Genomic DNA, 23,777 nt, shown 5'->3' with positions numbered 1-23,777 from the left:
TGTCCAAGTGGACGTGGGGCAGGTGTCCAAGTGAGCTTGGAATGAGTGTCCAAATGATCGTGGGCTGAGTGTCCAAGTGTCGTGGAATCCGCAGGGCAAGTGGTTCAGAAAAGCTATCCACTTCAAAAAAATCTGTTAGCTACGTCTCTGTCCGTGTTGTTCTTGTTATGTCAGAGCCGGTACGTATTGTTTTTATTGGTGTGCTGCGTGCTTTTATTCTTGTTGTACAAGAGATATAGCAGGACCCGTGCCAGTTTTTCAGAAAGCCCGCAAACACGAGGTTTTCCGGGTTTTTGCTGGCACCGAACCGTCTGGTTTAGGCGTCGATTGTTTCCGTGTTACCCGTTTGCCTCGACAACCTGCGGGGGAGAGTAACACTCTGTGACAAGTTGTCGCACCCTGTTACCGACCGGTGACGTTTGTCACGCTGACAGCCGAGCCTTGGCCACGCGCGACCCATTACTGCGTTGCAATACGTCACAGATACGCTGACCGGCCTTGATGACCAGATCCAGGTCTACGCCTGTTTCGATGCCCAGGCCTTGCAGCATGTACAGCACGTCTTCGGTGGCGACATTGCCACTCGCGCCCTTGGCATAAGGGCAGCCGCCAAGGCCCGCGACAGAGCTGTCGAAGATCTGCACACCTTCTTCAAGGCTGGCGTAGATGTTCACCAGCGCCTGGCCATAGGTGTCGTGAAAATGCCCGGCCAGCTTGCTACGCGGGATCTGCGCAGCCACGGCGTTGATCAGCGCCCGGGTGGCCCCCGGTGTGCCGGTGCCGATGGTATCGCCCAACGAAATTTCATAGCAGCCCATTGCATAAAGCTCGTTGGCAACGGCGGCCACCTGTTCAGGTGCAACAGTCCCTTCGTAAGGGCAGCCCAGCACGCAGGACACGTAACCCCTGACCCGCACACCGTGCAGGCGCGCCGCTGCCATGATCGGCGCGAAGCGCGCCAGGCTTTCGCTGATCGAACAATTGAGGTTGCGCTGCGAGAACCCCTCGGTTGCTGCCGCAAACACCGCAACTTCTCTGACGCCAGCCGCCAGCGCGTCTTCAAAGCCACGCAGATTGGGCGCCAGGGCCGAGTAGATGACACCCTCGCGGCGCTGAATCTGCTCGAACACCTTGGCGGACCCCGCCATCTGCGGAACCCATTTGGGCGAGACAAAGCTGCCGACCTCGATGTGCATCAGGCCCGCAGCCGTCAGCTCATCCACCAATCGCACCTTGTCTGCGATGCTGATGGGCTGCGCTTCATTCTGCAGGCCGTCACGCGGGCCGACTTCGACGATATTCACCTTTTGCGCAAGGGGCATGGCAGGGGCCTTGTAGTCAGTACGAATGGGTCAGTGTGAGGTGGCAGCGGTCTTGTCGAGTTCAGCCCGGCAGCGCTCTTCAGCGGTGTCCAGCTCCAACTGCATCTGCTGGATGTCGAGCAACTGCTGCTCCAGCTGCCCGCGGCGCTCGGCGATCTTGCCGAGCATGGTCTGCAACTGCTTTTGATTGCCGCCGCTGGGGTCGTACAGCGAAATAAGCTCCTTGCACTCGGCCAGCGAGAAGCCGATACGTTTGCCGCGCAGGATCAGTTTCAAGGTGACTTTGTCACGGGCCAGGTAGATACGTTCCAGCCCCTTGCGTTCAGGGCTGAGCATGCCTTGCTCTTCGTAAAAGCGAATGGCGCGAGTGGTGATGTCCAGCTCACGGGCAAGCTCGGAAATGCTGTAGGTCTGACTGCTCATGGCGTGGCTCGGCGGCTGGATACACCCCGCTAAGCTAAAGCTTGCTTTACGTAAGCGTCAAGCGATCCGGATCACGTCAACACCCCGGTAGTCGTATCTTAGAGGCTAGAAACAACTTTAAGTTTGTTAATTAAATTGATTTATATCAATTGCTTAAAGGAGAAATATCATACTGTTTCTATGCTGTTTTCCCGAGCAATCACCCGCTGGGATAGCTCGATGATCTGCTCGCGCATCCAGCGGTTGGCCGGGTCCTGGTCGGTGCTTTCGTGCCAGTAGAGGTGAGTCTCAACCGAAGGCACATCGTTGATCGGCAGGTATACATAGTGCAGGTCGTTGCGTCGGGCGAAGCGTTCCGGGATGGTCATGACCATGTCGGTCTGCTGCAGTACCTGCGTCGCCATCAGGTAATGCTGCGAGCGCAGCGCGATGCGGCGCTGGATGCCCATCTTGCCCAGCGACAGGTCGACGAGGCCCAGCCCGCTGCGACGGCTGGAAATATGAATATGGGCCTGCGCCAGATAATCATCCAGGGTCAGCGCCTGTTTGTTGGCCAGAGGATGGCCCTTGCGCATGGCACACACGTAGAGGTCCTCCAGCAGCTTGACGTGGCGCACCTGCGGGTCGGTGTTGAGCGGCGCATCCACGGCGAAGTCGAGGCGGCCGGCAGCCAGTTCCTTGGTGGTTTCACGGCGTTTGGACAGAAAGCTCTCGATGGTGACCGCCGGCGCAAGACGCCGCAGACGCTGGAACAGTACCGGCAGGATGACCGCCTCGGTCAGGTCGGTCATGCTGATGCGGTAATTCTTGTTGGCCTGCAACGGATTGAAAATCCGGCTTTCCTGCACCGACACCCTGAGCAACGACAGGGCGTTGCGCACCGGGCCGATGATGTTCTGCGCCATCGGTGTCGGGACCATACCCTGTGCCGTTCGCACAAACAGCGGGTCGTTGAAGGTTTCGCGCAAGCGCGCCAGTGCGTTGGACACGGCGGGCTGGGTAATGCCGACGATCTGCCCGGCGCGGGTCAGGTTGGCTTCGGTGTAGATGGCGTCGAAGACAATGAAAAGGTTGAGATCGACCTTGCTCAGGTTCATCGATGGAGCGCCTCGTGCTGTTGTTGTGATGGGCTTTTCGGCGGGCTTGAGAATACCGCAGCGTGGGTGAATCATATATCGGTTATGAATGTTTATACACGCTGAGAATAGATTAGATAAATGGCCTGAGGTTCTTTAGCATCCCTTTCATGACTACGACAACCTGATCGAGAAGGTAGCGGCCCATGGATTTCGCGTATTCCCCGAAGGTGCAGGCACTGCGTGAGCGCGTCACCGCGTTCATGGACGCATACGTTTATCCGGCCGAAGCGGTTTTCGAGCAGCAAGTGGCCGAGGGCGATCGCTGGCAGCCCACGGCCGTCATGGAAGAACTCAAGACTCGCGCCAGGGCCGAGGGGCTGTGGAACCTGTTTTTGCCGGAGTCCGAGCGGGGTGCCGGGCTGACCAACCTGGAATACGCGCCGCTGGCGGAAATCATGGGCCGTTCGCTGCTCGGGCCGGAACCGTTCAATTGCTCGGCGCCCGACACCGGTAACATGGAGGTATTGGTCCGTTACGCCAACGAGGAGCAGAAAACCCGCTGGCTGGAGCCGCTGCTGCGCGGCGAGATTCGCTCTGCATTTGCCATGACCGAACCTGACGTGGCGTCATCGGACGCCACCAACATGGCGGCTCGCGCCGACCGTGAGGGTGACGAATGGGTGATCAATGGCCGCAAGTGGTGGACCTCTGGTGCGTGCGATCCACGCTGCAAGATCCTGATATTCATGGGCCTGACCAACCCCGACGGGCCGCGCCATCAGCAGCACTCGATGATTCTGGTGCCGGTCGACACGCCGGGTGTGAAAATCGTCCGGCCGCTGCCAGTGTTCGGCTACGACGATGCGCCGCATGGCCATGCCGAAGTGCTCTTCGACAACGTTCGTGTACCGTTCGAGAACGTGCTGCTGGGTGAAGGCAGAGGCTTTGAAATTGCGCAGGGTCGACTGGGCCCGGGGCGCATCCATCACTGCATGCGCTCGGTCGGCATGGCTGAGCGGGCGCTCGAGCTGATGTGCAAGCGTTCCATCGACCGCATTGCGTTCGGTAAACCGCTGGCGAGTCTGGGCGGTAATATCGACAAAATCGCGGACTCGCGCATGGAAATCGACATGGCCCGTTTGTTGACGTTGAAAGCGGCCTACATGATGGACACCGTCGGTAACAAAGTCGCTAAAAGCGAAATCGCGCAAATCAAGGTGGTGGCGCCCAACGTCGCCCTGAAGGTCATCGACCGGGCGATTCAGATGCATGGCGGGGCCGGGGTTTCCAATGACTTCCCGCTGGCTTACATGTATGCCATGCAGCGCACCTTGCGCCTGGCGGACGGCCCGGATGAGGTGCATCGCGCCGCCATCGGCAAGTTTGAACTGGGCAAGTACCTGCCCGCAGACATGCTTCGCAGCAGGTACTGAGCACGGCGGTTACGGCTTCCAGACCTCGACTACTGCACCCAGACCTCGACGCGGCGGTTCTTGATCCGGCCGTCGTCGATGTCGTTGGTTGCGACGGGCATTTCGTCGCCCAGGCCAAGGATGTCGCGAAAGGTCACGCCGCTTTTTATCAGCTCGCGACGCACCGCCATGGCGCGCAGCCGGGAGAGCAGGGCCGCGCGTGCCGGATCGCTCTTGGCGTCACCGAAGCCGACCAGTGTCACCTGCTGGTTCAGCTTGCCGCTGGCTTTCAGGTACTCGGCGACGCGCTTGAGGTCTTGCTGCGCCTTGTTGTCCAGCCTGGCGCTACCCTGTGCAAAACGAAAATTGACCGAGAGGCGCTCGGCCTTGCGCGCCAGCGCCTGATAATCCGCAGGCATCTGTGCCGTCGGCGGCACCTTGAGCGCCTGCACGGTCTGCGAGACAAACCCGCTCTGCGCCACAATGGCCTGACCCTCGGCACTTTGCGTGAAGCGCACCAGCGCTTGCGCCCAGCGCTGGTGAGCCGCCGGCGGCACATACAGGTACAGACGGCGTGACAGCGGATAATCCTCGGTGGCAATCAGGCTTATGGTCGGCAGCATGGGCCGCGAGTCACCGTCGGCTATCGCCACCGCCTTGGCGCGCCTGACCGATGGCAGGCCACTGAAACCGATACCATTGAGGTCTTTGCTGACCTCGTCGGAAAGTTGCTCGCCGGACTCGAAGCGTAGCGCTGTGGCGGAGAGGTTCTTGCCGTATTTGGCAAGCACCAGTTCCTTGAAGGTTTCGTAGGTGCCGGACTTTTCATCGCGAGCGTAGATGTGAATCGCACCTGGATTGCCGCCCAGTTCGCTCCAGTCCTTGATTTCGCCGCTGAAAATGCGCGCCAGTTGCAGGGTGTCCAATTGCCGCAGCGGGTTGCCCGGATGCAGGATCACGGCAACGCCATCGATAGCAATGACTTGCTCGCCAACAGCGCTTTTCAGGTCGCCGAAACTGCTCAATTCCTTCGCCTCCTGGTCTTTGATTGGTCGGGAGGAGGCGGCAATGTCCGCGTTACCGGCTTTAAGGGCCGCGAAACCGGTGCCCGAGCCGTGGGCGGCGACCTCGACGCTGACCAACTGGCCTGTCGCGCTGGTGCCGACGACGCGTTGTTCATTGGTCACGTTGCCGGCAACGGTCTGCACCGCTTGCAAGCCTTGCTGGCGCATCAGCCCTTCAGCCAGCGCCGGCCCCAACTGAGCATTGATGGTATTGGAGCCCTGAATGCGCAAGGCAGGCCCATCGCCGGCAGGCGTTGGCAGGGCCGCCAGAACGGCAAGGGGCAGGGTGGCGCTCGACAGGATCAGCGCCGTTAGCAGAGCGCGCAGCATCAGCGTCACCATGAATCACGGAAAGGTGACGGGAGAATAAGTCAGAAAGATTGCCGGAATATGACGGTTGCTCGACCGTTGCGCCCGTCTTTGCACGCAATGCAGACGGGGCGCGCAACGGCAGGCCTTGTCAGCTCAATTCAAGCCAGATCGGCGCATGGTCAGAGGGTTTTTCCATGCCGCGCAAATCGTAATCCACGCCGGCTGCCTTGATTCGCGGCTGCAGGCCGGTCGAGGTCATGATCAGGTCGATGCGCAGGCCGCGTTTGGGTTCATCCTCAAAACCGCGGCTGCGATAGTCGAACCAGCTGAAGCGGTCGCTGACCTCTGGATACAGATACCGGAAGCTGTCCACCAGCCCCCAGTTTTTCAGGCGTTCCATCCACTCGCGCTCTTCGGGCAGGAAGCTGCATTTGCCGGTTTTCAGCCAGCGTTTGGCATTGTCGGCACCAATACCGATGTCGCAATCCTGGGGAGAGATGTTCACGTCGCCCATGACAATCAGCGGCTGCTCATTACTGAAGTGGCCTTCCAGCAGCGCCTGGAGGTTCTCGTAGAAACGCTGTTTGGCCGGAAACTTGGTCGGGTGGTCGCGGCTTTCGCCCTGCGGGAAGTAGCCATTCATGATCGTCACCGGCTGGCCATTGCTGTCAGCGTAGGTGCCCCAGATGAAGCGCTTCTGGGATTCCTCGTCGTCACCTTCAAAACCCTTGTGCAGGGCCAGTGGTGGATTGCGCGAGAGCAGAGCGACGCCGTAATGGCCTTTCTGACCGTGAAAGTGCACGTGATAGCCGAGCGCTTCGACGTCCGCGAGAGGGAATTGCTCGTCCGAGACCTTGGTTTCCTGCAGGCCGATCACGTCAGGCTGGTGTTTGTCGATCAGCGCCGCCAACTGATGCGGTCGAGCGCGCAGACCATTGATGTTGAACGAGACGATTTTCATAAAACAGCGGTCCTGAGCAAAAACAAACGGCGATGCTAGCCGACCTGCCGGTTGAGGACCAGCCTTGCGTCAGGTGCGTGCCAAACGGATGGTTGGACAATTTATTGGAACTGTTATCAATGGCCATCACTCGAAAGCCTGCTTGCAAAAACCGCTGCGCCAGACGCATTCCGTTAACACGAGGCCCTTTATGTCCCTACCTGCTGCCATCACGGGCGAAATCCGCCAACTCGACAGTGGTTACTCCCGTGAAACCCGTGCCTTGCTGTTCAGGGCCTATCGGCACGACCCGACGTTCGCTTATCTGTTCAATGCCGAACGCGAAGGGTACGAGCAACGTGTACTGGCGACCATTCGCCAACTGGTCAAACAACACTTTCTGCAGAACCAGCCTGCCTTGGGCCTGTTTCTGGAAGATCGTCTGGTGGGTGTCGCGCTGATCGCGCCGCCACTGCGTCGTCTTGGCGTCACCGAGAGCTGGGCCTGGCGCTTGCGCATGGTCATGGACACCGGCCTGGGCTGCACTCAGCGGTATCTGGCTTACTACAATGCCGTGCTGGCATGCCTGCCTTCCGAAACTGTCCATGTGCTGCCGCTCATCGGGCTGGACCCGGAGTTTCAGGGCCAGAAACTGGGCCAGGACCTGAGCGAGCAATTGCTTGCAGCGCTGCACGACTGGTGCGCCGTGGACGAAAATTCGCAAGGTATCGTCGTTGATACCGGGAACCCTCGTTATCTCGAGTTCTATAAACGACAGGGCTATGAGGAAATCGGAGAGATAGCGGTAGGACCCGTCCGAGAGCACGTGTTTTTTCACCCAAACCCTCAGGTTTCACTGCCGGTGCCTGACGTAACGTTTTGAATCTCCGACTATTCGTGGGCTTCCAGTGCAGCCCGTCGATCGTGTTAGCATCCACGCCCATGAAGCTTTTCAGACTATTCAGCAGCCTGTTTCTGATGACCGTCAGTGCTGCGGCGCTTGCCCAGGCCCGCCTTGACGTCAGGATCAAGCCCGCCAACCCGGACCTCAAGACCAATGTCGAAGGGTATGTAGGCGATCTCGGCGATCGTGATGCCAAGGCGCTGCGCAATTTCAGTCTGGGCGCCGAGCAGCAGGCCGAGAAAGCCGCGCAGGCGCTCGGCTACTATCAGGCGCAGATCGACAGCGAGATCAAGGACGGTGAAGACCTGCGCCTGATCATCAATATTCAGCCGGGTGAGCCCATTCACCTGCGCAATGTGGTCATCCGCGTCGATGGCCCGGCGGCGTCGCTCCAGGCGTTCAAGGTGCCGAAAAGTGATGCGCTGAAGACCGGTGCGGTGCTCAACCATGGCAACTACGAGGACGCCAAGCGCCTGATCCAGAATCAGGCGTCTCGCTATGGCTTTTTCAGCGGTCGTTTCACCCGCCAGCGTCTGGCTATCGACCCGCGGGCCGGGGTTGCCGACATCGAACTGGTGTATGACAGCGGTCCGCGCTATTCACTGGGCAAAGTCATGTTCAGCGGTAACACACCGTTCGATGAAGACCTGCTCAAGCGCATGGTGCCGTTCAAGGAAAATACCCCTTACGACTCACAGATGATCGCCGAACTGACTCAGGCCATGCAGGCCAGCGGCTATTTTGAAGGCGTGCGGGTGGACGCTGCACCGACTGCGGCCGAAAATCAGGTCATTCCGGTGACAGTCCAGCTGGAAACCCGCAAGCCCCGCACCATGGGGCTCGGCCTTGGCTATTCCACTGACGTTGGGCCGCGCGGCAAGGCCAACTGGACCCGGCACTGGGCCAATCCGCAAGGCCACAGCTACGGCTTCGAATCGGAGATTTCCGCGCCACGGCAAAACGTCGGGTTGTGGTACGACGTGCCGCTCGATCCACCGCTGACCGACAAATTGCGTTACGCCGGTGGTTATCAATATGAAGAGATTGCCGGCACCGACAGCCTCAGCAAGCTGCTCACCGCAGGCCCCGAATGGCACAGCAAGCTGCCCAGCGGCTGGGAGCGGGTCATTTCCCTTAAATGGCAGCGTGAAGAGTACCGCCTGGGTGACGACGAGGGCTTGAGCACGTTGTTGATGCCGGGCATCAGCTACTCGTACCTGCGCAGCGACAATCGTATCGACCCGCATCAGGGCTACCGTCTGCAATTCGACACGCAAGTAGCCAAAGAGGGCCTGTTGTCGGACGCCAACCTGGTGCATGCCAATGTGTTGCTCAAAGGCTTGACGACCGTCGCCCAGAACCACCGCTTTCTTGGCCGTGTGCAGTTCGGCGGCAACCTCACAGACGGTTACACCTCGATTCCACCGTCGTTGCGCTTTTTTGCCGGTGGCGATCAGAGCGTGCGCGGTTATGACTACCAGAAGCTTTCACCGACCAATTCCGACGGCGACCGCATTGGCGGGCGTTACATGTTTGCCGGGAGCGTCGAGTACCAGTACTCGATTGCCGAAAAGTGGCGACTGGCGACGTTTGTCGATCAAGGCAACTCGTTCAACACCCTGGACAAACCGGACCTTAAGACAGGGGTCGGTTTCGGCGTGCGCTGGGTATCACCGGTAGGCCCGCTGCGTCTCGATCTGGCCCACGCGCTGGACGATGACGGCGGCATTCGCCTGCACTTCTCGATGGGGCCGGAACTGTGAACAGGATGAACATCAAGCGCACCGCGAAGATTGTCGGGGTGAGCCTGATCGCATTATTGCTGCTGGTGATCGTCAGTGTTTCGCTGCTGCTCGGCACTCAGGCCGGCAGCCGCTGGGCGCTGGCGCGCGTGCCGGGCCTGCAACTGGAAAACTTTCAGGGCCGGCTGGGCGGGCAGTGGAACGCTGAGCGGTTGGTGTGGCAGCAGGGCGAAGACCGTGTCGAGGTGCAAGCTGTCGCCTTTGCCTGGACGCCAGCCTGCCTGCTGAAAATGACCCTGTGCATCGACCGCTTGCACGCCGGTCAAGTGCTGTTGCGCTTTCCCCCAAGCGGTGCGCCGAGCGACGAAGGCCCTGTCAATTTACCCGCGCTCAAGCTGCCGCTCGCGCTGCAACTGGGCGATGTACAACTGGGCAGCCTGCAACTCGATGGCGTCGAGCAATTGCGCGACCTCAAGCTGGCGGCACACTGGACCGCCGCAGGTTTGCAGATCGACAGCGCGCACCTGCAACGCGATGCGCTGATTCTGGACCTCAATGGCCTGCTGAAGCCGGAAGGCGACTGGCCACTGACCGCAAAAGGGCAATTGCAGCTTCCGCCGCAGGACGGCCAGCCGTGGACGCTGGCCCTGGATATTCAGGGCGACGTGCTCAAGACCCTGCAGCTCAAGGCTGACAGCAGCGGTTACCTGTCCGGTGTATTGAGTGGCGAGCTGCAGCCGCTGGCAGAGCACCAGCCAGCCCGGTTGAAGCTGACGGCCGAGCACTTCAAACCCAGCGCCGCCTTGCCCGACACCCTGCAACTGGACCAGTTGCTGCTGACCGCCGAGGGCAATCTCGACTCGGGCTACCTGATCAACGGCTCGGCCAGTCTGCCTGCGGAAAAAGGCCCTGTGGCCCTTGCGTTGCAGGGGCGCGTAGATGCCAACGGGGCAAGCATTGCTGCGCTGGACCTCGCCGCCGACGATCAACAGCGTTTAGCCATCAATGGCAAATTGAACTGGCAGAACGGTTTTTCGGCCGATGCGAACATCGACTGGCTGGACTTCCCCTGGCAGCGTCTGTACCCCGTGGCGTCCGAACCTCAAGTGGCGTTGCACGCCTTCAAGGGCGAGGTTTCCTACACTGACGGCAATTATCTGGGCAATTTCAACGCCAGCCTCAAAGGGCCTGCCGGCGCGTTTACAGTGGTCAGCCCGTTCAGTGGCAACCTGCAAGCGATCCACCTGCCGCAGCTGGAAGTGGTTGCGGGGCAGGGCAAGGCCAGCGGTCACCTGGACCTGCAATTCGCTGACGGTATCGGCTGGGACACGGCGCTGGACCTGAGCGCGCTGGACCCTTCGTTCTGGGTCGCCGAGCTGCCCGGCACGCTGGCAGGTCCGTTGCGCAGCAAGGGCCAGTTCAGAAACGAGCAGCTTGAACTCAACGCAGACCTGGATTTGAAAGGGCGCTTGCGGGGTCAGCCAGCTGTGTTGCAGGCCAAGGCTGACGGTCGCGATCAGCAGTGGACTGTCAGCAGCCTGAATATTCGCCTGGGTGATAACCGTATCCAGGGCACCGGCAGCCTGCAGGAGCGCTTGAAAGGTCAACTTGACCTCGATCTGCCGCGGCTGGGCCAGTTGTGGCCACGTTTGCAGGGGCAGGTCAAAGGCCGGCTGGATCTGGCCGGAACACTACAAACGCCGCAGGGCCAACTGGCCTTGCAGGGCAGCCAGCTCGCGTTGCAGGACAATCGTCTGCAAAACCTTGCGCTCACTGCCCGGCTGGATCAGGCGCAACGTGCGACCCTCAATGTGAAAGGCGTCGGTATTCAGGCTGGCGACACTGCGCTGGGTACCCTGCTGATCGATGCTCAGGGCACGCTCAAGGCGCAGCAGTTGAAGCTGGATCTTCAAGGCCCGCTGCTCAAACTGGCCATCGCACTTGACGGCGGGCTGGACAACGGCAATTGGCGTGGCCGACTGGCCAGCGGTACGGTGCAGAGCGGCGGGCAGAACTGGCGCTTGCAACAGCCAGCGAAAATCGAACGGCTGGCCGACGGCAGGCTGAGTTTCGGCGCGCATTGCTGGCTGTCCGGGGCCGCCAGTCTGTGCGGTGGCGATCAGCGTCTGATGCCTGACCCACGTCTGCGCTACCAACTGAAGAATTTCCCGCTCGACAGTCTGGCGCAATGGATGCCGAAGGACTTCGCCTGGAAGGGCACATTGAATGCCGACGTTCAGCTTGATATACCGGCGGCAGGCCCCAGCGGCCAGATCAGTATTGACGCAGGAGGCGGCACATTACGGGTTCGTAACAACGACCAGTGGCTGGATTTCCCCTACCAGACGTTGAAGCTCGCCAGCACCCTGACACCCAAGCGCATCAACTCGCGTCTGGATTTTGAAGGCGGCAAACTGGGCCGCTTGCTGTTGAATGCGCAGATTGATCCACTGGCCAAGGACAAGCCCCTCGCGGGCGACTTCAATCTGTCCGGCCTGGACATCTCCGTGGCACGGCCGTTTGCGCCGATGGTGCAGAAGCTCAACGGGCGCTTGAACGGCAGTGGTCGACTGTCCGGCAGTTTGCTGGCACCGCTGGTCAATGGCAGCGTGACCCTGGAGGGTGGCGAAGTGGCGGGTGCCGAATTGCCGATGGAGCTGCACGACCTCAAGGTCCAAGCGTTGATTGCCGGCGAAAGCGTGCAGATCAACGGCGGCTGGAAAAGCGGCAGTACCGGACAGGGCGCCATCGGCGGTCAGGTCGCCTGGGGTCAGAGCCTGCTGGTCGATGTGAGCCTCAAGGGCTCGCGCCTGCCGATCAATGTCGAACCCTACGCGGCGGTAGAGGCAGCGCCTGACCTGAAGATTTCCATGCAGGGCGAGCGGCTGGCCATCTCCGGCAAGGTGCTGGTACCCAAGGGCGCGATCACCGTGCGTGAGCTGCCGCCGTCTACTGTCAAACTGTCGGGCGACACCGTGATTGTCGGGCAGCAGACCGAGGAGGGCGCTCCACCGCTGGCCGTGGCCATGGACATCAATGTCGAAGTCGGCCAGGAAAAACTCAGCTTCAGCGGCTTCGGGCTGACCGCCAATCTGGTCGGTCGTGTGCACATTGGCGACAATCTGGATACCCGTGGCGAACTGAACCTCAATGACGGCCGTTACCGTGCCTACGGGCAACGGCTGACGATTCGCAAGGCACGCCTGCTGTTCGCCGGCCCAGTGGACCAGCCTTATCTGGACATCGAGGCTATCCGCCAGACCGACGACGTGATTGCCGGTATCCGACTGACCGGCAGTGCCGAGCAGCCCACCACCGAAGTGTTTTCCGAACCGGCCATGAGCCAGGAGCAGGCGCTCTCCTACCTGGTCATGGGCAGGCCGTTGAGCACTTCCGGTGAAGACAACAACATGGTTGCCCAGGCTGCGCTGGCGCTGGGTGTGGCAGGCAGCTCATCGACCACCGGCAAGTTGGCCGATAACCTCGGCATCAAGGACTTCGAGCTGGACACCTCAGGCACCGGCGACAAGACCAATGTGGTGGCCAGCGGCAAAATCACCGAAAAACTCAGCCTGCGCTATGGGGTGGGTGTGTTTGAACCTGCCAATACCATTGCGTTGCGTTACCTGCTGAGCAAGCGTGTATACCTTGAGGCGGCCAGCGGGGTTGCCAGTTCGCTGGATATTTTCTATAAAAGGGACTTCTGAGCACTGGCCAGCTGCTGTGATGGCACCGGCCTGTTTTCAACCGGTTTAACCTGTTAAAACAGTGTGACCCTTCACACGCTCTCTCTATTCAGGCTGCCGGTAATCATGGATCGATTCAACGCCATGCGCGTGTTCACCCGTATCGTCGAGCTGGGCGGCTTTGCCAGGGCCGCCGACAGCCTGCACATGCCTCGCGCCTCAGTGACCATTCTGATCAAGCAGCTCGAAGCTCATCTGGGCGTCCAGCTTTTGCAGCGCACCACGCGTCAGGTCAGCACCACACCCGACGGCAAGGCGTATTACCTGCGTTGCGTGAGCCTGCTGGCCGATCTGGATGACGCCGAGGCTGCATTTTCATCAACCGGCGCCGAGCCCAAGGGCTTGCTGCGCGTCGACCTGCCGGTCAGTCTGGGGCGCATGGTGGTCATTCCTGCGTTGCCTGAATTCACCCGGCGCTACCCGCAAGTGCGGCTGGAGATCGGCATGAGTGACAGGCCGGTCGATCTGATTCGCGAGGGCGTGGACTGCGTGCTGCGCGCAGGTGCTGCACTGGACGAGGTGCTGGTCGCCAGACCGTTGGGCAGCCTGACCCAGATCACCTGCGCCAGTCGCGAGTACCTGCAACAGCACGGTACGCCGCTGCAACTGGAGGACCTTGCGCACCATCAGGTCATCGAATATTTTTCGGCCAGCACCAGCAAACGCTATGGTCTGGAGTTTGTGGGGGAAGGCGGGGCGCCTGATCACGGCCTGGCCTGTTCGATCTCGGTCAACAGCGCCGATGGCTACGTGGCTGCCTGCGAGGCCGGCTTCGGCCTGATACAAGTGCCGCGCTACCACATTGCCGGGCAATTGCGCAGCGGCACGCTGGTCGAGGTGCTGCGCAGGCACCGTCCACCGCCATTGGCGCTGACGGCGCTTTATCCGCCGCACAGGCAGCTGTCACGACGCGTCAGGGTGTTCGTCGATTGGCTGGTGGAATTGTGTGACCACCCTGATATCCGGGACAGGCTGGTTTCCTGAGCAAATTCGGAATTATCCGATATAGGCCGCGGCACGCTTTCGTGGTTAACTTCCGGCTCTTTATATTCATTTCAAGAAGGAACGTGTTTCATGGCTCAAGTGACCCTTAAAGGCGGCCCCGTTCAAGTCAATGGCACCCTGCCTGAAGTCGGCAGCAAAGCCGCAGCTTTTACGCTGGTGGACGAAGGTCTTGCCGACAAGACCCTGGCTGACTTCGCTGGCAAGCGCAAGGTGCTGAACATCTTCCCAAGCGTCGATACGCCGACCTGCGCAACATCGGTACGTAAGTTCAACGCCCAGGCCAACGAGCTGAACAACGCCGTTGTGCTGTGCATCTCCGCCGACCTGCCGTTCGCCCAGGCGCGCTTCTGCGGCTCCGAAGGTCTGGAAAACGTCAAGAACCTGTCTTCGTTCCGCAGCGCCGATTTCAGCGAGCATTATGGCGTTGCCGTTGCCGACGGTCCGTTGAAAGGCCTGACCGCTCGCGCAGTGGTTGTTCTGGACGAAAACGACACTGTGCTGCACAGCGAACTGGTATCGGAAATTGCCGAAGAGCCAAATTACGACGCTGCACTGGCTGTACTGAAGTAACTTTCTGCAACACTTCGACGGTCTGAATCTGTTCAGGCCGTTTTTTATTTGTGCTTCATACGGTTATCGAAAGTAAGCGCTTGGTAAAGGCGCTTTGCTTGTCACACATCTGTGCTTATTGTTCAGCCTTCTGAAAGAAGCCCCCACCTGTAATGGTTGATTTATTCATGCAATCGTCTGGCTCCCGTAAATCCCGCCGCTGGTTGATCAGTGTGTTGATCCTGTTGGTCATTGTCGTCCTGTGCTGGTGGTTCTGGCCTGCGTCCACGCCCGGCAAAGGGGCCGAGAGCAAGCGGGCGAGCGCCAGTGGCATGGGCCGGCCGGGCTTTGGTGGGTCGGCTATCGCCGTGCCGGTGCGTGTGGCTCCGGCCACAGAGGGCGAATTTCCCATTTTTTACAAGGCGCTCGGCACGGTCACGGCGACCAATACCATCAATGTGCGTAGCCGGGTGGCGGGCGAACTGGTCAAGCTTTATTTCCAGGAAGGCCAGAAGGTCAAGGCCGGTGATCTGTTGGCGGAAATCGACCCGCGCAGCTATCAGGTCGCCTTGCAGCAGGCCGAGGGCACGCTGGCAACCAATCAGGCGCTGCTCAAAAATGCCCAGCTCGATGTGCAGCGTTATCGCGGTCTGTTTGCCGAGGACAGTATCGCCAAACAGACGCTGGACACCGCCGAGTCGCTGGTGAGCCAGTATCAGGGCACCATCAAGACCAATCAGGCCGCTGTGGCTGACGCGAAACTGAGCCTGGACTTCACGCGGATCCGCGCGCCTATTGCCGGTCGCGTCGGCCTCAAACAACTGGACGTCGGCAATCTGGTTGCCGCCAATGACACCACCGCGCTGGTGGTGATTACCCAGACCCAGCCGATCTCGGTTGCTTTCACGCTGCCGGAAAAAGACCTGTCGGCGGTTATTTCCCGCTATCGCACCGGGGATAAGCTGCCCGTCGAAGCCTGGGACCGTGGCGATACGAAAATGCAGGCGACCGGCGTTCTTGCCAGCCTCGACAACCAGATCGACGTGGCCACCGGCACACTGAAATTCAAGGCCCGTTTCGAGAACAGCGACGAAATTCTGTTCCCCAATCAGTTCGTCAACGTGCGTCTGCGCGCCGATACCCTGAAACAGGCGATTCTGGTCCCGACTGCCGCTGTGCAGTTCGGCACTGACGGCACCTTTGGCTATGTGCTGGACGGCGACAAGAAGGTCAAACTCAAACTGCTGAAAACCGGTCCGAGCGACGAGACGTCTACGGTGATCACCGAAGGCCTGGCTGCCGGTGAGCGGGTCGTGCTTGAGGGCACTGATCGCCTTCGTGATGGCGCCGAAGTCGAGGTCGTCAACGACAGCAAGGACGTACCGGCAGGTCCGGGGCAGAAGTTGCAGGGCAAGCCTGACAGCAAGACAGACAAGTCGGCCGTACTTGGCAAGGTGGAAAAACCAAACGTATGAACATGTCGCGCCTGTTCATCCTGCGTCCGGTCGCCACCACGCTGAGCATGCTGGCGATCGTGCTGGCGGGGCTGATCGCTTACACCCTGCTGCCGGTCTCGGCTCTGCCTCAGGTCGACTACCCGACCATCCGCGTGATGACGCTGTACCCCGGCGCCAGCCCGCAAGTGATGACCAGTTCGGTGACCGCGCCGCTTGAGCGCCAGTTCGGGCAGATGCCCGGGCTGACCCAGATGGCCTCCACCAGCTCCGGCGGCGCGTCGGTGATTACCCTGCGTTTCAGCCTCGAAATCAATATGGACGTTGCCGAGCAGCAAGTGCAGGCGGCGATCAACGCCGCCACCAACCTGCTGCCGACCGACCTCCCGGCGCCGCCGGTATACAACAAGGTCAACCCGGCCGACACGCCGGTGCTGACGCTCGCCATTACCTCGAAAACCATGTTGCTGCCCAGGCTCAATGATCTGGTCGATACACGGATGGCGCAGAAGATCTCGCAAATCAGCGGCGTCGGCATGGTCAGCATCGCCGGCGGACAGCGTCAGGCGGTGAGGATCAAGGTCAATCCGGAGGCGCTGGCTGCCAACAGCCTCAACCTGGCGGATGTGCGCACCTTGATCAGCGCCTCCAACGTCAATCAGCCCAAGGGTAACTTCGACGGCCCGACCCGTGTTTCGATGCTGGATGCCAATGATCAACTGCGCTCTCCAGAGGAATACGCCAATCTGATCCTGGCCTACAAAAACGGCGCGCCGTTGCGCCTGAAAGACGTGGCCCAGATCGTTGACGGTGCCGAAAACGAGCGTCTGGCAGCCTGGGCCAATCGCAATCAGGCGGTGTTGCTGAACATTCAGCGTCAGCCGGGTGCCAACGTGATTGATGTGGTGGACCGCATCAAGGCCCTGCTGCCGGGCATCACCGACAACCTTCCGGCCGGGCTCGATGTGGTGGTGCTGACTGACCGCACGCAGACCATTCGGGCGTCCGTCACTGACGTTCAGCACGAGCTGCTGATTGCTATCGTGCTGGTGGTACTGGTCACGTTCCTGTTTCTGCGACGTTTCAGCGCCACGATCATCCCCTCGATTGCGGTGCCGCTGTCGCTGGTAGGCACATTCGGGGTCATGTACCTGGCCGGTTTCTCGATCAACAACCTGACCTTGATGGCGTTGACCATTGCCACCGGCTTCGTTGTCGACGACGCCATCGTGATGCTGGAAAACATCTCCCGGCATATCGAAGAGGGTGAAACCCCCTTGCAGGCCGCGCTCAAGGGCGCAAAACAGATCGGTTTCACGCTGATTTCCCTGACCCTGTCGCTGATTGCGGTGCTGATCCCGCTGCTGTTCATGGCCGACGTAGTGGGGCGTCTGTTCCGCGAGTTCGCGATCACCCTGGCGGTCGCCATCCTGATCTCGCTGGTGGTATCGCTGACCCTGACCCCGATGATGTGCGCGCGTCTGCTCAAGCGAGAGCCGAAAGAGGAAGATCAGAGCCGTTTCTACCGGGCCAGCGGTGCGTGGATCGACTGGCTGATCGATATCTATGCAGGCCGGTTGCGCTGGGTGCTCAAGCATCAGCCGCTGACCCTGCTGGTCGCGCTGGCGACGCTGGTGTTGACCGTGCTGCTGTATATCGCGGTGCCCAAGGGCTTCTTTCCGGTGCAGGACACGGGAGTGATTCAGGGTATTTCCGAAGCACCACAGTCGGTTTCGTTCGCCGCCATGAGCAAGCGCCAACAAGCGCTCGCCGACATCATTCTCAAGGACCCGGCGGTGGTCAGCCTGTCGTCCTATATCGGTGTCGATGGCGACAACGCAACGCTCAACAGTGGCCGGTTGCTGATCAACCTCAAGCCGCACCGGGAGCGCGACCTGACCGCGACCGAAGTCATCCAGCGCCTGCAACCGGAGGTCGACAAGCTTTCGGACATCCGCCTGTTCATGCAGCCGGTACAGGATTTGACCATCGAAGACCGGGTCAGCCGTACCCAGTATCAGTTCAGCATGTCATCGCCCGACGCCGAGCTGCTGACGCTGTGGAGCGAAAAGCTGGTAGACGCGCTTGGCAAGCGGGCTGAACTGACCGATGTGGCCAGCGACCTGCAGGACAAGGGCCTGCAGGTGTACCTGAACATTGATCGCGATGCGGCCAGTCGGGTCGGTGTCACAGTGGCCAATATCACCGATGCCCTGTACGACGCCTTCGGGCAGCGGCAGATTTCCACCATCTACACCCAGGCCAGCCAGTACCGGGTGGTCTTGCAGGCTGCGTCCGGCAGTGACTTGGGTCCGGCGGCGCTGGAGCAGATCCACGTCAAGACCACCGATGGCGCGCAGGTGAAACTGTCGAGTCTGGCGCGCATCGAGCAGCGTCAGGCACAACTGGCCATTACTCACCTGGGGCAGTTTCCGGCGGTCATGATGTCGTTCAACCTGGCCCCAGGTGTCGCTTTGGGCAAGGCCGTGCAGGTGATCGAGCAGGTCCAGCAGGAAATCGGCATGCCGATTGGCGTGCAGACGCAATTCCAGGGCGCTGCCGAAGCGTTTCAGGCGTCGTTGTCCAGCACGCTGCTGCTGATTCTGGCGGCAGTGGTGACCATGTACATCGTGCTGGGCGTACTCTACGAGAGTTACATTCACCCGATCACCATCCTCTCGACACTGCCGTCGGCGGCGGTCGGTGCCTTGCTGGCGTTGCTGATCAGTGGCAACGATCTGGGCATGATCGCGATCATCGGCATTATTCTGCTGATCGGCATCGTCAAGAAAAACGCCATCATGATGATCGACTTCGCCCTGGACGCCGAACGCAACCGCGGCGTCGCACCCGAAACGGCCATTTACGAAGCGGCGCTGCTGCGCTTCCGGCCGATCCTGATGACCACGCTGGCCGCGTTATTCGGTGCTTTTCCACTGATGCTGGCGAGCGGTTCCGGTGCCGAATTGCGTCAGCCGTTGGGCCTGGTAATGGTCGGTGGTCTGTTGCTCAGCCAGGTGCTGACGCTGTTTACCACGCCGGTCATCTATCTGTACTTCGATCGTCTGGGCAGGCGCTGGAGCCGCAAGCCGGCTGCCCCGGATCGCATCGAACGGGCTGACGCATGAACCTCTCTGCGCCCTTTATCCGTCGTCCGGTCGCCACCGTTCTGCTGAGCCTGGCGATCATGCTGCTGGGCGCGGTCAGCTTTCGCCTGCTGCCGGTCGCACCTCTGCCGAACATGGATTTCCCGGTCATCGTGGTGTCGGCAAGCCTGGCCGGGGCCAGCCCGGAGGTCATGGCGTCTACCGTGGCGACGCCGCTGGAACGTTCGTTGGGCAGCATTGCCGGGGTCAACACCATGACCAGCAATTCAAGCCAAGGCACCACGCGGATCATTCTGCAGTTCGATCTGAACCGCGACATCAATGGCGCGGCGCGGGAAGTGCAAGCGGCCATCAATGCGTCACGCAACCTGCTGCCCAGCGGCATGCGCAGCATGCCGACCTACAAGAAGGTCAACCCGTCCCAGGCACCGATCATGGTCCTGTCGATGACGTCGACCGTGCTGGAAAAAGGCCAGCTTTACGATTTGGCCTCCACCATTCTGTCGCAGAGCCTGTCGCAGGTTTCCGGGGTCGGCGAGGTGCAGATTGGCGGCAGCTCGCTGCCCGCGGTGCGTATCGAGCTCGAACCACAGATGCTGTCCCAGTACGGCGTGTCGCTTGACGATGTACGTACCGCGATCACCAATGCCAACGTGCGACGGCCCAAGGGCTTCGTCGAGGACGACCAGCACAACTGGCAGGTTCAGGCCAACGATCAGCTGGAAAACGCCGAGGATTACGCGCCGCTGATCATCCGCTATCAGGACGGCGCAACGTTGCGTCTCAAGGATGTCGCCAAGGTCAGCGATGCAGTGGAAGACCGCTACAACAGCGGCTTTTACAACAATGATCGTGCGGTACTGCTGGTCGTCAACCGCCAGGCCGGTGCCAACATCATTGAAACCGTGGCGCAGATCAAGGCGCAGTTGCCGGCCCTGCGCGCAGTGCTGCCGGCGAGCGTGAGCCTGAACATTGCGATGGACCGTTCGCCAGTGATCAAGGCGACCCTGCACGAAGCTGAAATGACCCTGCTGATCGCCGTGGTTCTGGTGGTGATGGTGGTGTTCCTGTTTCTCGGCAGCTTCCGTGCCTCGCTGATTCCCACCCTGGCGGTGCCGGTATCGCTGGTTGGTACGTTTGCGATCATGCACCTGTTCGGCTTTTCCCTGAACAACCTGTCGCTGATGGCACTGATCCTCGCCACCGGGCTGGTGGTGGACGACGCCATCGTGGTGCTGGAAAACATCTCCAGGCACATCCATAACGGCCTCGACCCCATGAAAGCGGCGTTTCTGGGTGCCAAAGAGGTGGGCTTTACCTTGCTGTCGATGAACGTCTCGCTGGTGGCGGTGTTCATTTCCATCCTGTTCATGGGCGGTCTGGTAGAAAGTTTGTTTCGCGAGTTTTCCATCACTCTGTCGGTGTCCATTGTCGTCTCGCTGATCGTATCCCTGACCCTCACCCCGATGTTATGCGCACGCTGGCTCAAGCCCCACGATGCCGAGAAGGACAATGCCTTTCAGCGCTGGAGCGAGCGGGTCAACGACCGCATGGTTGCCGCCTATGATCGTTCGCTGGGCTGGGTCCTGCGGCACCGGCGGCTGACGGTGCTCAGTTTGTTGGTGACCGTCATCGTCAATGTCGCGCTGTACGTGGTGGTGCCCAAGACTTTTCTGCCGCAGCAGGACACCGGGCAACTGATGGGTTTTGTGCGCGGTGACGACGGCCTGTCGTTCTCGGTCATGCAGCCGAAAATGGAGATCTTTCGCCGCACGGTGCTGGCAGACCCCGCCGTGGAAAGCGTCGCAGGGTTTATCGGCGGCAGCGGTGGCACCAACAACGCCTTCATGATCGTGCGCCTCAAACCGATTGCCGAGCGCAAGCTGTCGGCGGAAAAAGTGGTCGAGCGCCTGCGCAAGAACATGCCGCACGTGCCGGGCGGCAGGCTGTTTCTTGCCCCGGATCAGGACCTGCAACTGGGCGGAGGCCGCGAGCAGACCAGCTCGCAGTATCAGTACATCGTGCAGAGCGCTGACCTGGCCAGCCTGCGCTTGTGGTATCCGAAGATTGTCGCGGCGCTAAAATCGATCCCGGAACTGACCGCCATCGATGCTCGGGAAGGGCGCGGCGCGCAGCAAGTGACGCTGGTGGTCGATCGCGACACGGCCAAGCGCCTGGGCATCGACATGAATATGGTCACGGCGGTGCTCAATAATGCCTACAGCCAGCGTCAGGTTTCGACCATCTACGACAGCCTTAACCAGTACAAAGTGGTGATGGAGGTCAATCCGAAATACGCTCAGGACCCGGTCACGCTGGAGCAGGTCCAGGTGATTACCGCCGACGGGCAGCGTGTGCCGCTGTCGAGCATCGCGCATTACGAGCGCAGCCTGGCGAACGACCGGGTGTCCCATGACGGTCAGTTCGCTGCTGAAGACATCTCGTTCGACCTGGCCGAGGGTGCCAGCCTCGACAAGGCGACGGTCGCTATCGAGCGCGCGATTGCCGCCATCGGCTTGCCATCCGACATCATTTCCAAGATGGCCGGGACGGCCAACGCCTTCGCATCGACCCAGAAAGGCCAGCCGTGGATGATTCTCGGCTCGTTGCTGGCGGTGTACCTGGTGCTGGGGATTCTCTATGAAAGTTACATTCACCCGCTGACGATTCTGTCGACCTTGCCCTCGGCAGGTGTCGGGGCATTGCTGACCATCTATGTGCTGGGCAGCGAATTCAGCCTGATTTCCCTGTTGGGGCTGTTCCTGTTGATCGGGGTGGTGAAGAAGAACGCAATCATGATGATCGACCTGGCGCTGCACCTGGAGCGTGAGCAGGGCATGACACCCGAGGAGTCGATCCGCAGCGCGTGCCTGCAACGCCTGCGGCCTATTCTGATGACCACCATGGCGGCGATTCTCGGTGCATTGCCGCTGCTGCTGAGCACTGCCGAAGGTGCCGAGATGCGCAAGCCATTGGGCCTGACCATCATCGGCGGCCTGATTTTCAGCCAGGTCCTGACCCTTTACACCACCCCGGTGGTTTACCTTTATCTCGACCGCCTGCGCCATCGTTTCAATAACTGGCGCGGCGTGCGTACCGATGCTGCTCTGGAAACTTCGCTATGACCCAACGCCTGGCCTTCACATCCCGCCCGCTGGGGCTGCTTCGTCCGCTCGGGCTGGGGCTCTGTATCTCCCTGCTCAGTGCTTGTGCCGTCGGGCCGGATTACCAGAAGCCCTCATCGGCAGCGCCTGAACAGTTCAAGGCCGCTGCGGGCTGGCGCGCAGCCACGCCCAGCGACGCGATGGCCAAGGGCGCATGGTGGGAGGTGTACGGCGACGCCCAGTTGAATACGCTGGTAGAACGGCTCAATACCTCCAACCAGACGGTCGCTCAATACGATGCGCAGTACCGACAGGCACAGGCCCTGGTGCGCAGCTCGCGTGGCGCATTCTTTCCGACGCTGGACCTGACCACCGGCAAGACCCGCTCAGGGCAGGGCGTTGGCACCTCCAGTAGCGGTACGTCCAACACCGGCGCATCGGGTATTCGCAACAGTTACAACGCGCAACTGGGTGTCAGTTGGGAAGCCGATGTCTGGGGCAAGCTGCGTCGCGGTCTCGAGGCCGACACGGCCAATGCTCAGGCAAGCCTGGCGGATCTGGCGGCCATGCGCTTGAGCCTGCAATCGGAGCTGGTGCAGAACTACATGCAGTTGCGGGTGATCGACGAGCAGAAACGCTTGCTGGAATCCACCGTGGACGCCTACCAGCGCTCGCTGACCCTGACGCGCAATCAATACCGCGCCGGTATTGCCGGAACAGACGCGGTGGCTCAGGCGCAGACACAACTGAAAAGCACTCAGGCCGACCTGATCGACCTGGTCTGGCAACGTGCGCAATTCGAGAATGCCATTGCCGTGCTGATGGGCGTGGCGCCCGCAGACTTCAATCTGCCGGCCACCACCTCGATTCCACAATTGCCGCAGATTCCGCCCGGGGTGCCTTCGCAATTGCTGGAGCGTCGGCCTGACATCGCCGCTGCAGAACGCTCGGTCATGGGCGCCAACGCCAATATCGGCGTTGCCAAGGCGGCGTACTACCCGGACTTCACGTTGAGCATGAGCGGCGGCTACAACAGCAGCACCTTCGCCAACTGGATCAGCCTGCCCAACCGTTTCTGGTCGGTAGGCCCGCAACTGGCACTGACCCTGTTCGACGGCGGCAGGCGTTCGGCCGAGGTCGATCGCACCGAGGCACTGTACGACCAGACGGTCGCGCAGTACCGGCAGACCGTGCTCAATGGTTTCCAGGAAGTCGAGAATTACCTCATCCAGCTCAAAGTCTACGAAGAGGAGGCCGCCGTGCGTCAGGAAGCGCTTGTCGCGGCGCGTGACTCGCTGCGCCTGACCAACAATCAGTACAAGGCCGGGTTGATCGGTTACCTGGACGTGGTCAATGTGCAGGCCACCGCGCTGAGCAATGAGCGCACGGTCCTGAATGTGCTGCAAAGCCGCTTGATCGCCAGCGTTCAACTGATTGCCGCACTGGGCGGAGGCTGGAACGCCGAGACGGGTCTGACGCTCCGGGAGTAGATCTTTCAGGGGTTCCAGCAGATTCTTTACTGGAGTACCCCTGATAAACGCAGGATTGCTGGCTCGTTGCCATCTTCCCGATCAAGCACCGCGACATTTCGTGGCTATTGCGTACAATCACGCG

At 60.6% G+C, this 23,777-nt stretch carries 15 protein-coding genes; 10 read left to right on the top strand and 5 right to left on the bottom strand.

Annotated elements, in window-relative coordinates; all coding sequences use genetic code 11:
* Nucleotides 1-422: 422 nt before the first annotated feature.
* The 3 genes from DW49_RS0106525 to DW49_RS0106515 all read right to left on the bottom strand — a co-directional run bounded on the left by DW49_RS0106525 (nt 423) and on the right by DW49_RS0106515 (nt 2,842).
* Nucleotides 423-1,322 carry a hydroxymethylglutaryl-CoA lyase gene (locus DW49_RS0106525; protein WP_005617991.1) on the bottom strand — a complete coding sequence of 300 codons (900 nt, stop codon included), beginning with the start codon at nt 1,320-1,322 and terminating at the stop codon, nt 423-425.
* Nucleotides 1,323-1,352: 30 nt separating this feature from the next.
* Complete coding sequence (locus tag DW49_RS0106520; protein WP_004396282.1) at nt 1,353-1,745, bottom strand: MerR family transcriptional regulator; 393 nt, start codon at nt 1,743-1,745, stop codon at nt 1,353-1,355.
* Nucleotides 1,746-1,912: 167 nt separating this feature from the next.
* Nucleotides 1,913-2,842 carry a LysR family transcriptional regulator gene (locus DW49_RS0106515; RefSeq protein ID WP_005617993.1) on the bottom strand — a complete coding sequence of 310 codons (930 nt, stop codon included), beginning with the start codon at nt 2,840-2,842 and terminating at the stop codon, nt 1,913-1,915.
* A gap of 185 nt (nt 2,843-3,027) precedes the next feature.
* On the opposite strand from DW49_RS0106515, the gene DW49_RS0106510 reads away from it, so the two are divergent.
* Complete coding sequence (locus DW49_RS0106510; protein ID WP_005617995.1) at nt 3,028-4,257, top strand: acyl-CoA dehydrogenase; 1,230 nt, start codon at nt 3,028-3,030, stop codon at nt 4,255-4,257.
* Between the two features lie 29 nt (nt 4,258-4,286).
* Here the strand turns inward: DW49_RS0106510 and DW49_RS0106505 are convergent, their stop codons facing one another.
* Together DW49_RS0106505 and xthA are read right to left on the bottom strand one after the other, a co-directional pair.
* Nucleotides 4,287-5,630, bottom strand: coding sequence for a substrate-binding domain-containing protein (locus DW49_RS0106505; protein ID WP_024419726.1), 1,344 nt, complete (start codon nt 5,628-5,630; stop codon nt 4,287-4,289).
* A gap of 130 nt (nt 5,631-5,760) precedes the next feature.
* Nucleotides 5,761-6,573, bottom strand: a complete 813-nt coding sequence (gene xthA / locus DW49_RS0106500; protein WP_005617997.1) for an exodeoxyribonuclease III — start codon at nt 6,571-6,573, stop codon at nt 5,761-5,763.
* A gap of 190 nt (nt 6,574-6,763) precedes the next feature.
* On the opposite strand from xthA, the gene DW49_RS0106495 reads away from it, so the two are divergent.
* From DW49_RS0106495 to DW49_RS0106455, 9 genes are all read left to right on the top strand, one after another.
* Nucleotides 6,764-7,435 carry a GNAT family N-acetyltransferase gene (locus DW49_RS0106495; protein WP_024419727.1) on the top strand — a complete coding sequence of 224 codons (672 nt, stop codon included), beginning with the start codon at nt 6,764-6,766 and terminating at the stop codon, nt 7,433-7,435.
* 59 nt (nt 7,436-7,494) lie between these two features.
* A complete protein-coding gene (locus DW49_RS0106490) occupies nt 7,495-9,219 on the top strand; it encodes an autotransporter assembly complex protein TamA (RefSeq protein ID WP_005618001.1) in 1,725 nt (574 codons plus the stop codon).
* Nucleotides 9,220-9,224: 5 nt separating this feature from the next.
* Nucleotides 9,225-12,905, top strand: a complete 3,681-nt coding sequence (locus DW49_RS0106485; RefSeq protein ID WP_005618003.1) for a translocation/assembly module TamB domain-containing protein — start codon at nt 9,225-9,227, stop codon at nt 12,903-12,905.
* A gap of 105 nt (nt 12,906-13,010) precedes the next feature.
* The gene (locus DW49_RS0106480; RefSeq protein WP_005618005.1) at nt 13,011-13,928 is read left to right on the top strand and encodes a LysR family transcriptional regulator; all 918 of its coding nucleotides are present in this window, start codon (nt 13,011-13,013) and stop codon (nt 13,926-13,928) included.
* 90 nt (nt 13,929-14,018) lie between these two features.
* Nucleotides 14,019-14,519: a thiol peroxidase gene (gene tpx / locus DW49_RS0106475; RefSeq protein ID WP_005618006.1), complete on the top strand. Its 501-nt coding sequence runs from the start codon at nt 14,019-14,021 to the stop codon at nt 14,517-14,519.
* Nucleotides 14,520-14,671: 152 nt separating this feature from the next.
* A complete protein-coding gene (locus tag DW49_RS0106470; protein ID WP_024419729.1) occupies nt 14,672-15,973 on the top strand; it encodes an MdtA/MuxA family multidrug efflux RND transporter periplasmic adaptor subunit in 1,302 nt (433 codons plus the stop codon).
* On the top strand, nt 15,970-19,080 hold the full coding sequence (locus tag DW49_RS0106465; protein ID WP_024419730.1) for an MdtB/MuxB family multidrug efflux RND transporter permease subunit: 3,111 nt from the start codon (nt 15,970-15,972) through the stop codon (nt 19,078-19,080). The genes DW49_RS0106470 and DW49_RS0106465 overlap by 4 nt, the downstream gene beginning before the upstream one ends.
* Nucleotides 19,077-22,184, top strand: coding sequence for an efflux RND transporter permease subunit (locus DW49_RS0106460; RefSeq protein WP_005618011.1), 3,108 nt, complete (start codon nt 19,077-19,079; stop codon nt 22,182-22,184). The genes DW49_RS0106465 and DW49_RS0106460 overlap by 4 nt, the downstream gene beginning before the upstream one ends.
* Complete coding sequence (locus DW49_RS0106455) at nt 22,181-23,653, top strand: efflux transporter outer membrane subunit (RefSeq protein WP_005618013.1); 1,473 nt, start codon at nt 22,181-22,183, stop codon at nt 23,651-23,653. Before DW49_RS0106460 ends, DW49_RS0106455 begins: the two co-directional genes overlap by 4 nt.
* The last annotated feature ends 124 nt before the right edge of the window (nt 23,654-23,777 follow it).

Source organism: Pseudomonas avellanae BPIC 631 (assembly GCF_000444135.1).
In the GTDB taxonomy this organism is placed as follows: Bacteria; Pseudomonadota; Gammaproteobacteria; order Pseudomonadales; family Pseudomonadaceae; genus Aquipseudomonas; species Aquipseudomonas avellanae.
The sequence above is the reverse complement of the archived record's forward strand: the minus strand, read 5'-3'. Positions and strand labels throughout refer to the sequence as shown.

Bases quoted from the DNA above. Each gene is read 5' to 3' on its own strand.
- DW49_RS0106525 (WP_005617991.1), bottom strand. From the start codon at position 1,322: ATGCCCCTTGCGCAAAAGGTGAATATCGTCGAAGTCGGCCCGCGTGAC.
- DW49_RS0106520 (WP_004396282.1), bottom strand. From the start codon at position 1,745: ATGAGCAGTCAGACCTACAGCATTTCCGAGCTTGCCCGTGAGCTGGAC.
- DW49_RS0106515 (WP_005617993.1), bottom strand. From the start codon at position 2,842: ATGAACCTGAGCAAGGTCGATCTCAACCTTTTCATTGTCTTCGACGCC.
- DW49_RS0106510 (WP_005617995.1), top strand. From the start codon at position 3,028: ATGGATTTCGCGTATTCCCCGAAGGTGCAGGCACTGCGTGAGCGCGTC.
- DW49_RS0106505 (WP_024419726.1), bottom strand. From the start codon at position 5,630: ATGCTGCGCGCTCTGCTAACGGCGCTGATCCTGTCGAGCGCCACCCTG.
- xthA (WP_005617997.1), bottom strand. From the start codon at position 6,573: ATGAAAATCGTCTCGTTCAACATCAATGGTCTGCGCGCTCGACCGCAT.
- DW49_RS0106495 (WP_024419727.1), top strand. From the start codon at position 6,764: ATGTCCCTACCTGCTGCCATCACGGGCGAAATCCGCCAACTCGACAGT.
- DW49_RS0106490 (WP_005618001.1), top strand. From the start codon at position 7,495: ATGAAGCTTTTCAGACTATTCAGCAGCCTGTTTCTGATGACCGTCAGT.
- DW49_RS0106485 (WP_005618003.1), top strand. From the start codon at position 9,225: ATGAACATCAAGCGCACCGCGAAGATTGTCGGGGTGAGCCTGATCGCA.
- DW49_RS0106480 (WP_005618005.1), top strand. From the start codon at position 13,011: ATGGATCGATTCAACGCCATGCGCGTGTTCACCCGTATCGTCGAGCTG.
- tpx (WP_005618006.1), top strand. From the start codon at position 14,019: ATGGCTCAAGTGACCCTTAAAGGCGGCCCCGTTCAAGTCAATGGCACC.
- DW49_RS0106470 (WP_024419729.1), top strand. From the start codon at position 14,672: ATGGTTGATTTATTCATGCAATCGTCTGGCTCCCGTAAATCCCGCCGC.
- DW49_RS0106465 (WP_024419730.1), top strand. From the start codon at position 15,970: ATGAACATGTCGCGCCTGTTCATCCTGCGTCCGGTCGCCACCACGCTG.
- DW49_RS0106460 (WP_005618011.1), top strand. From the start codon at position 19,077: ATGAACCTCTCTGCGCCCTTTATCCGTCGTCCGGTCGCCACCGTTCTG.
- DW49_RS0106455 (WP_005618013.1), top strand. From the start codon at position 22,181: ATGACCCAACGCCTGGCCTTCACATCCCGCCCGCTGGGGCTGCTTCGT.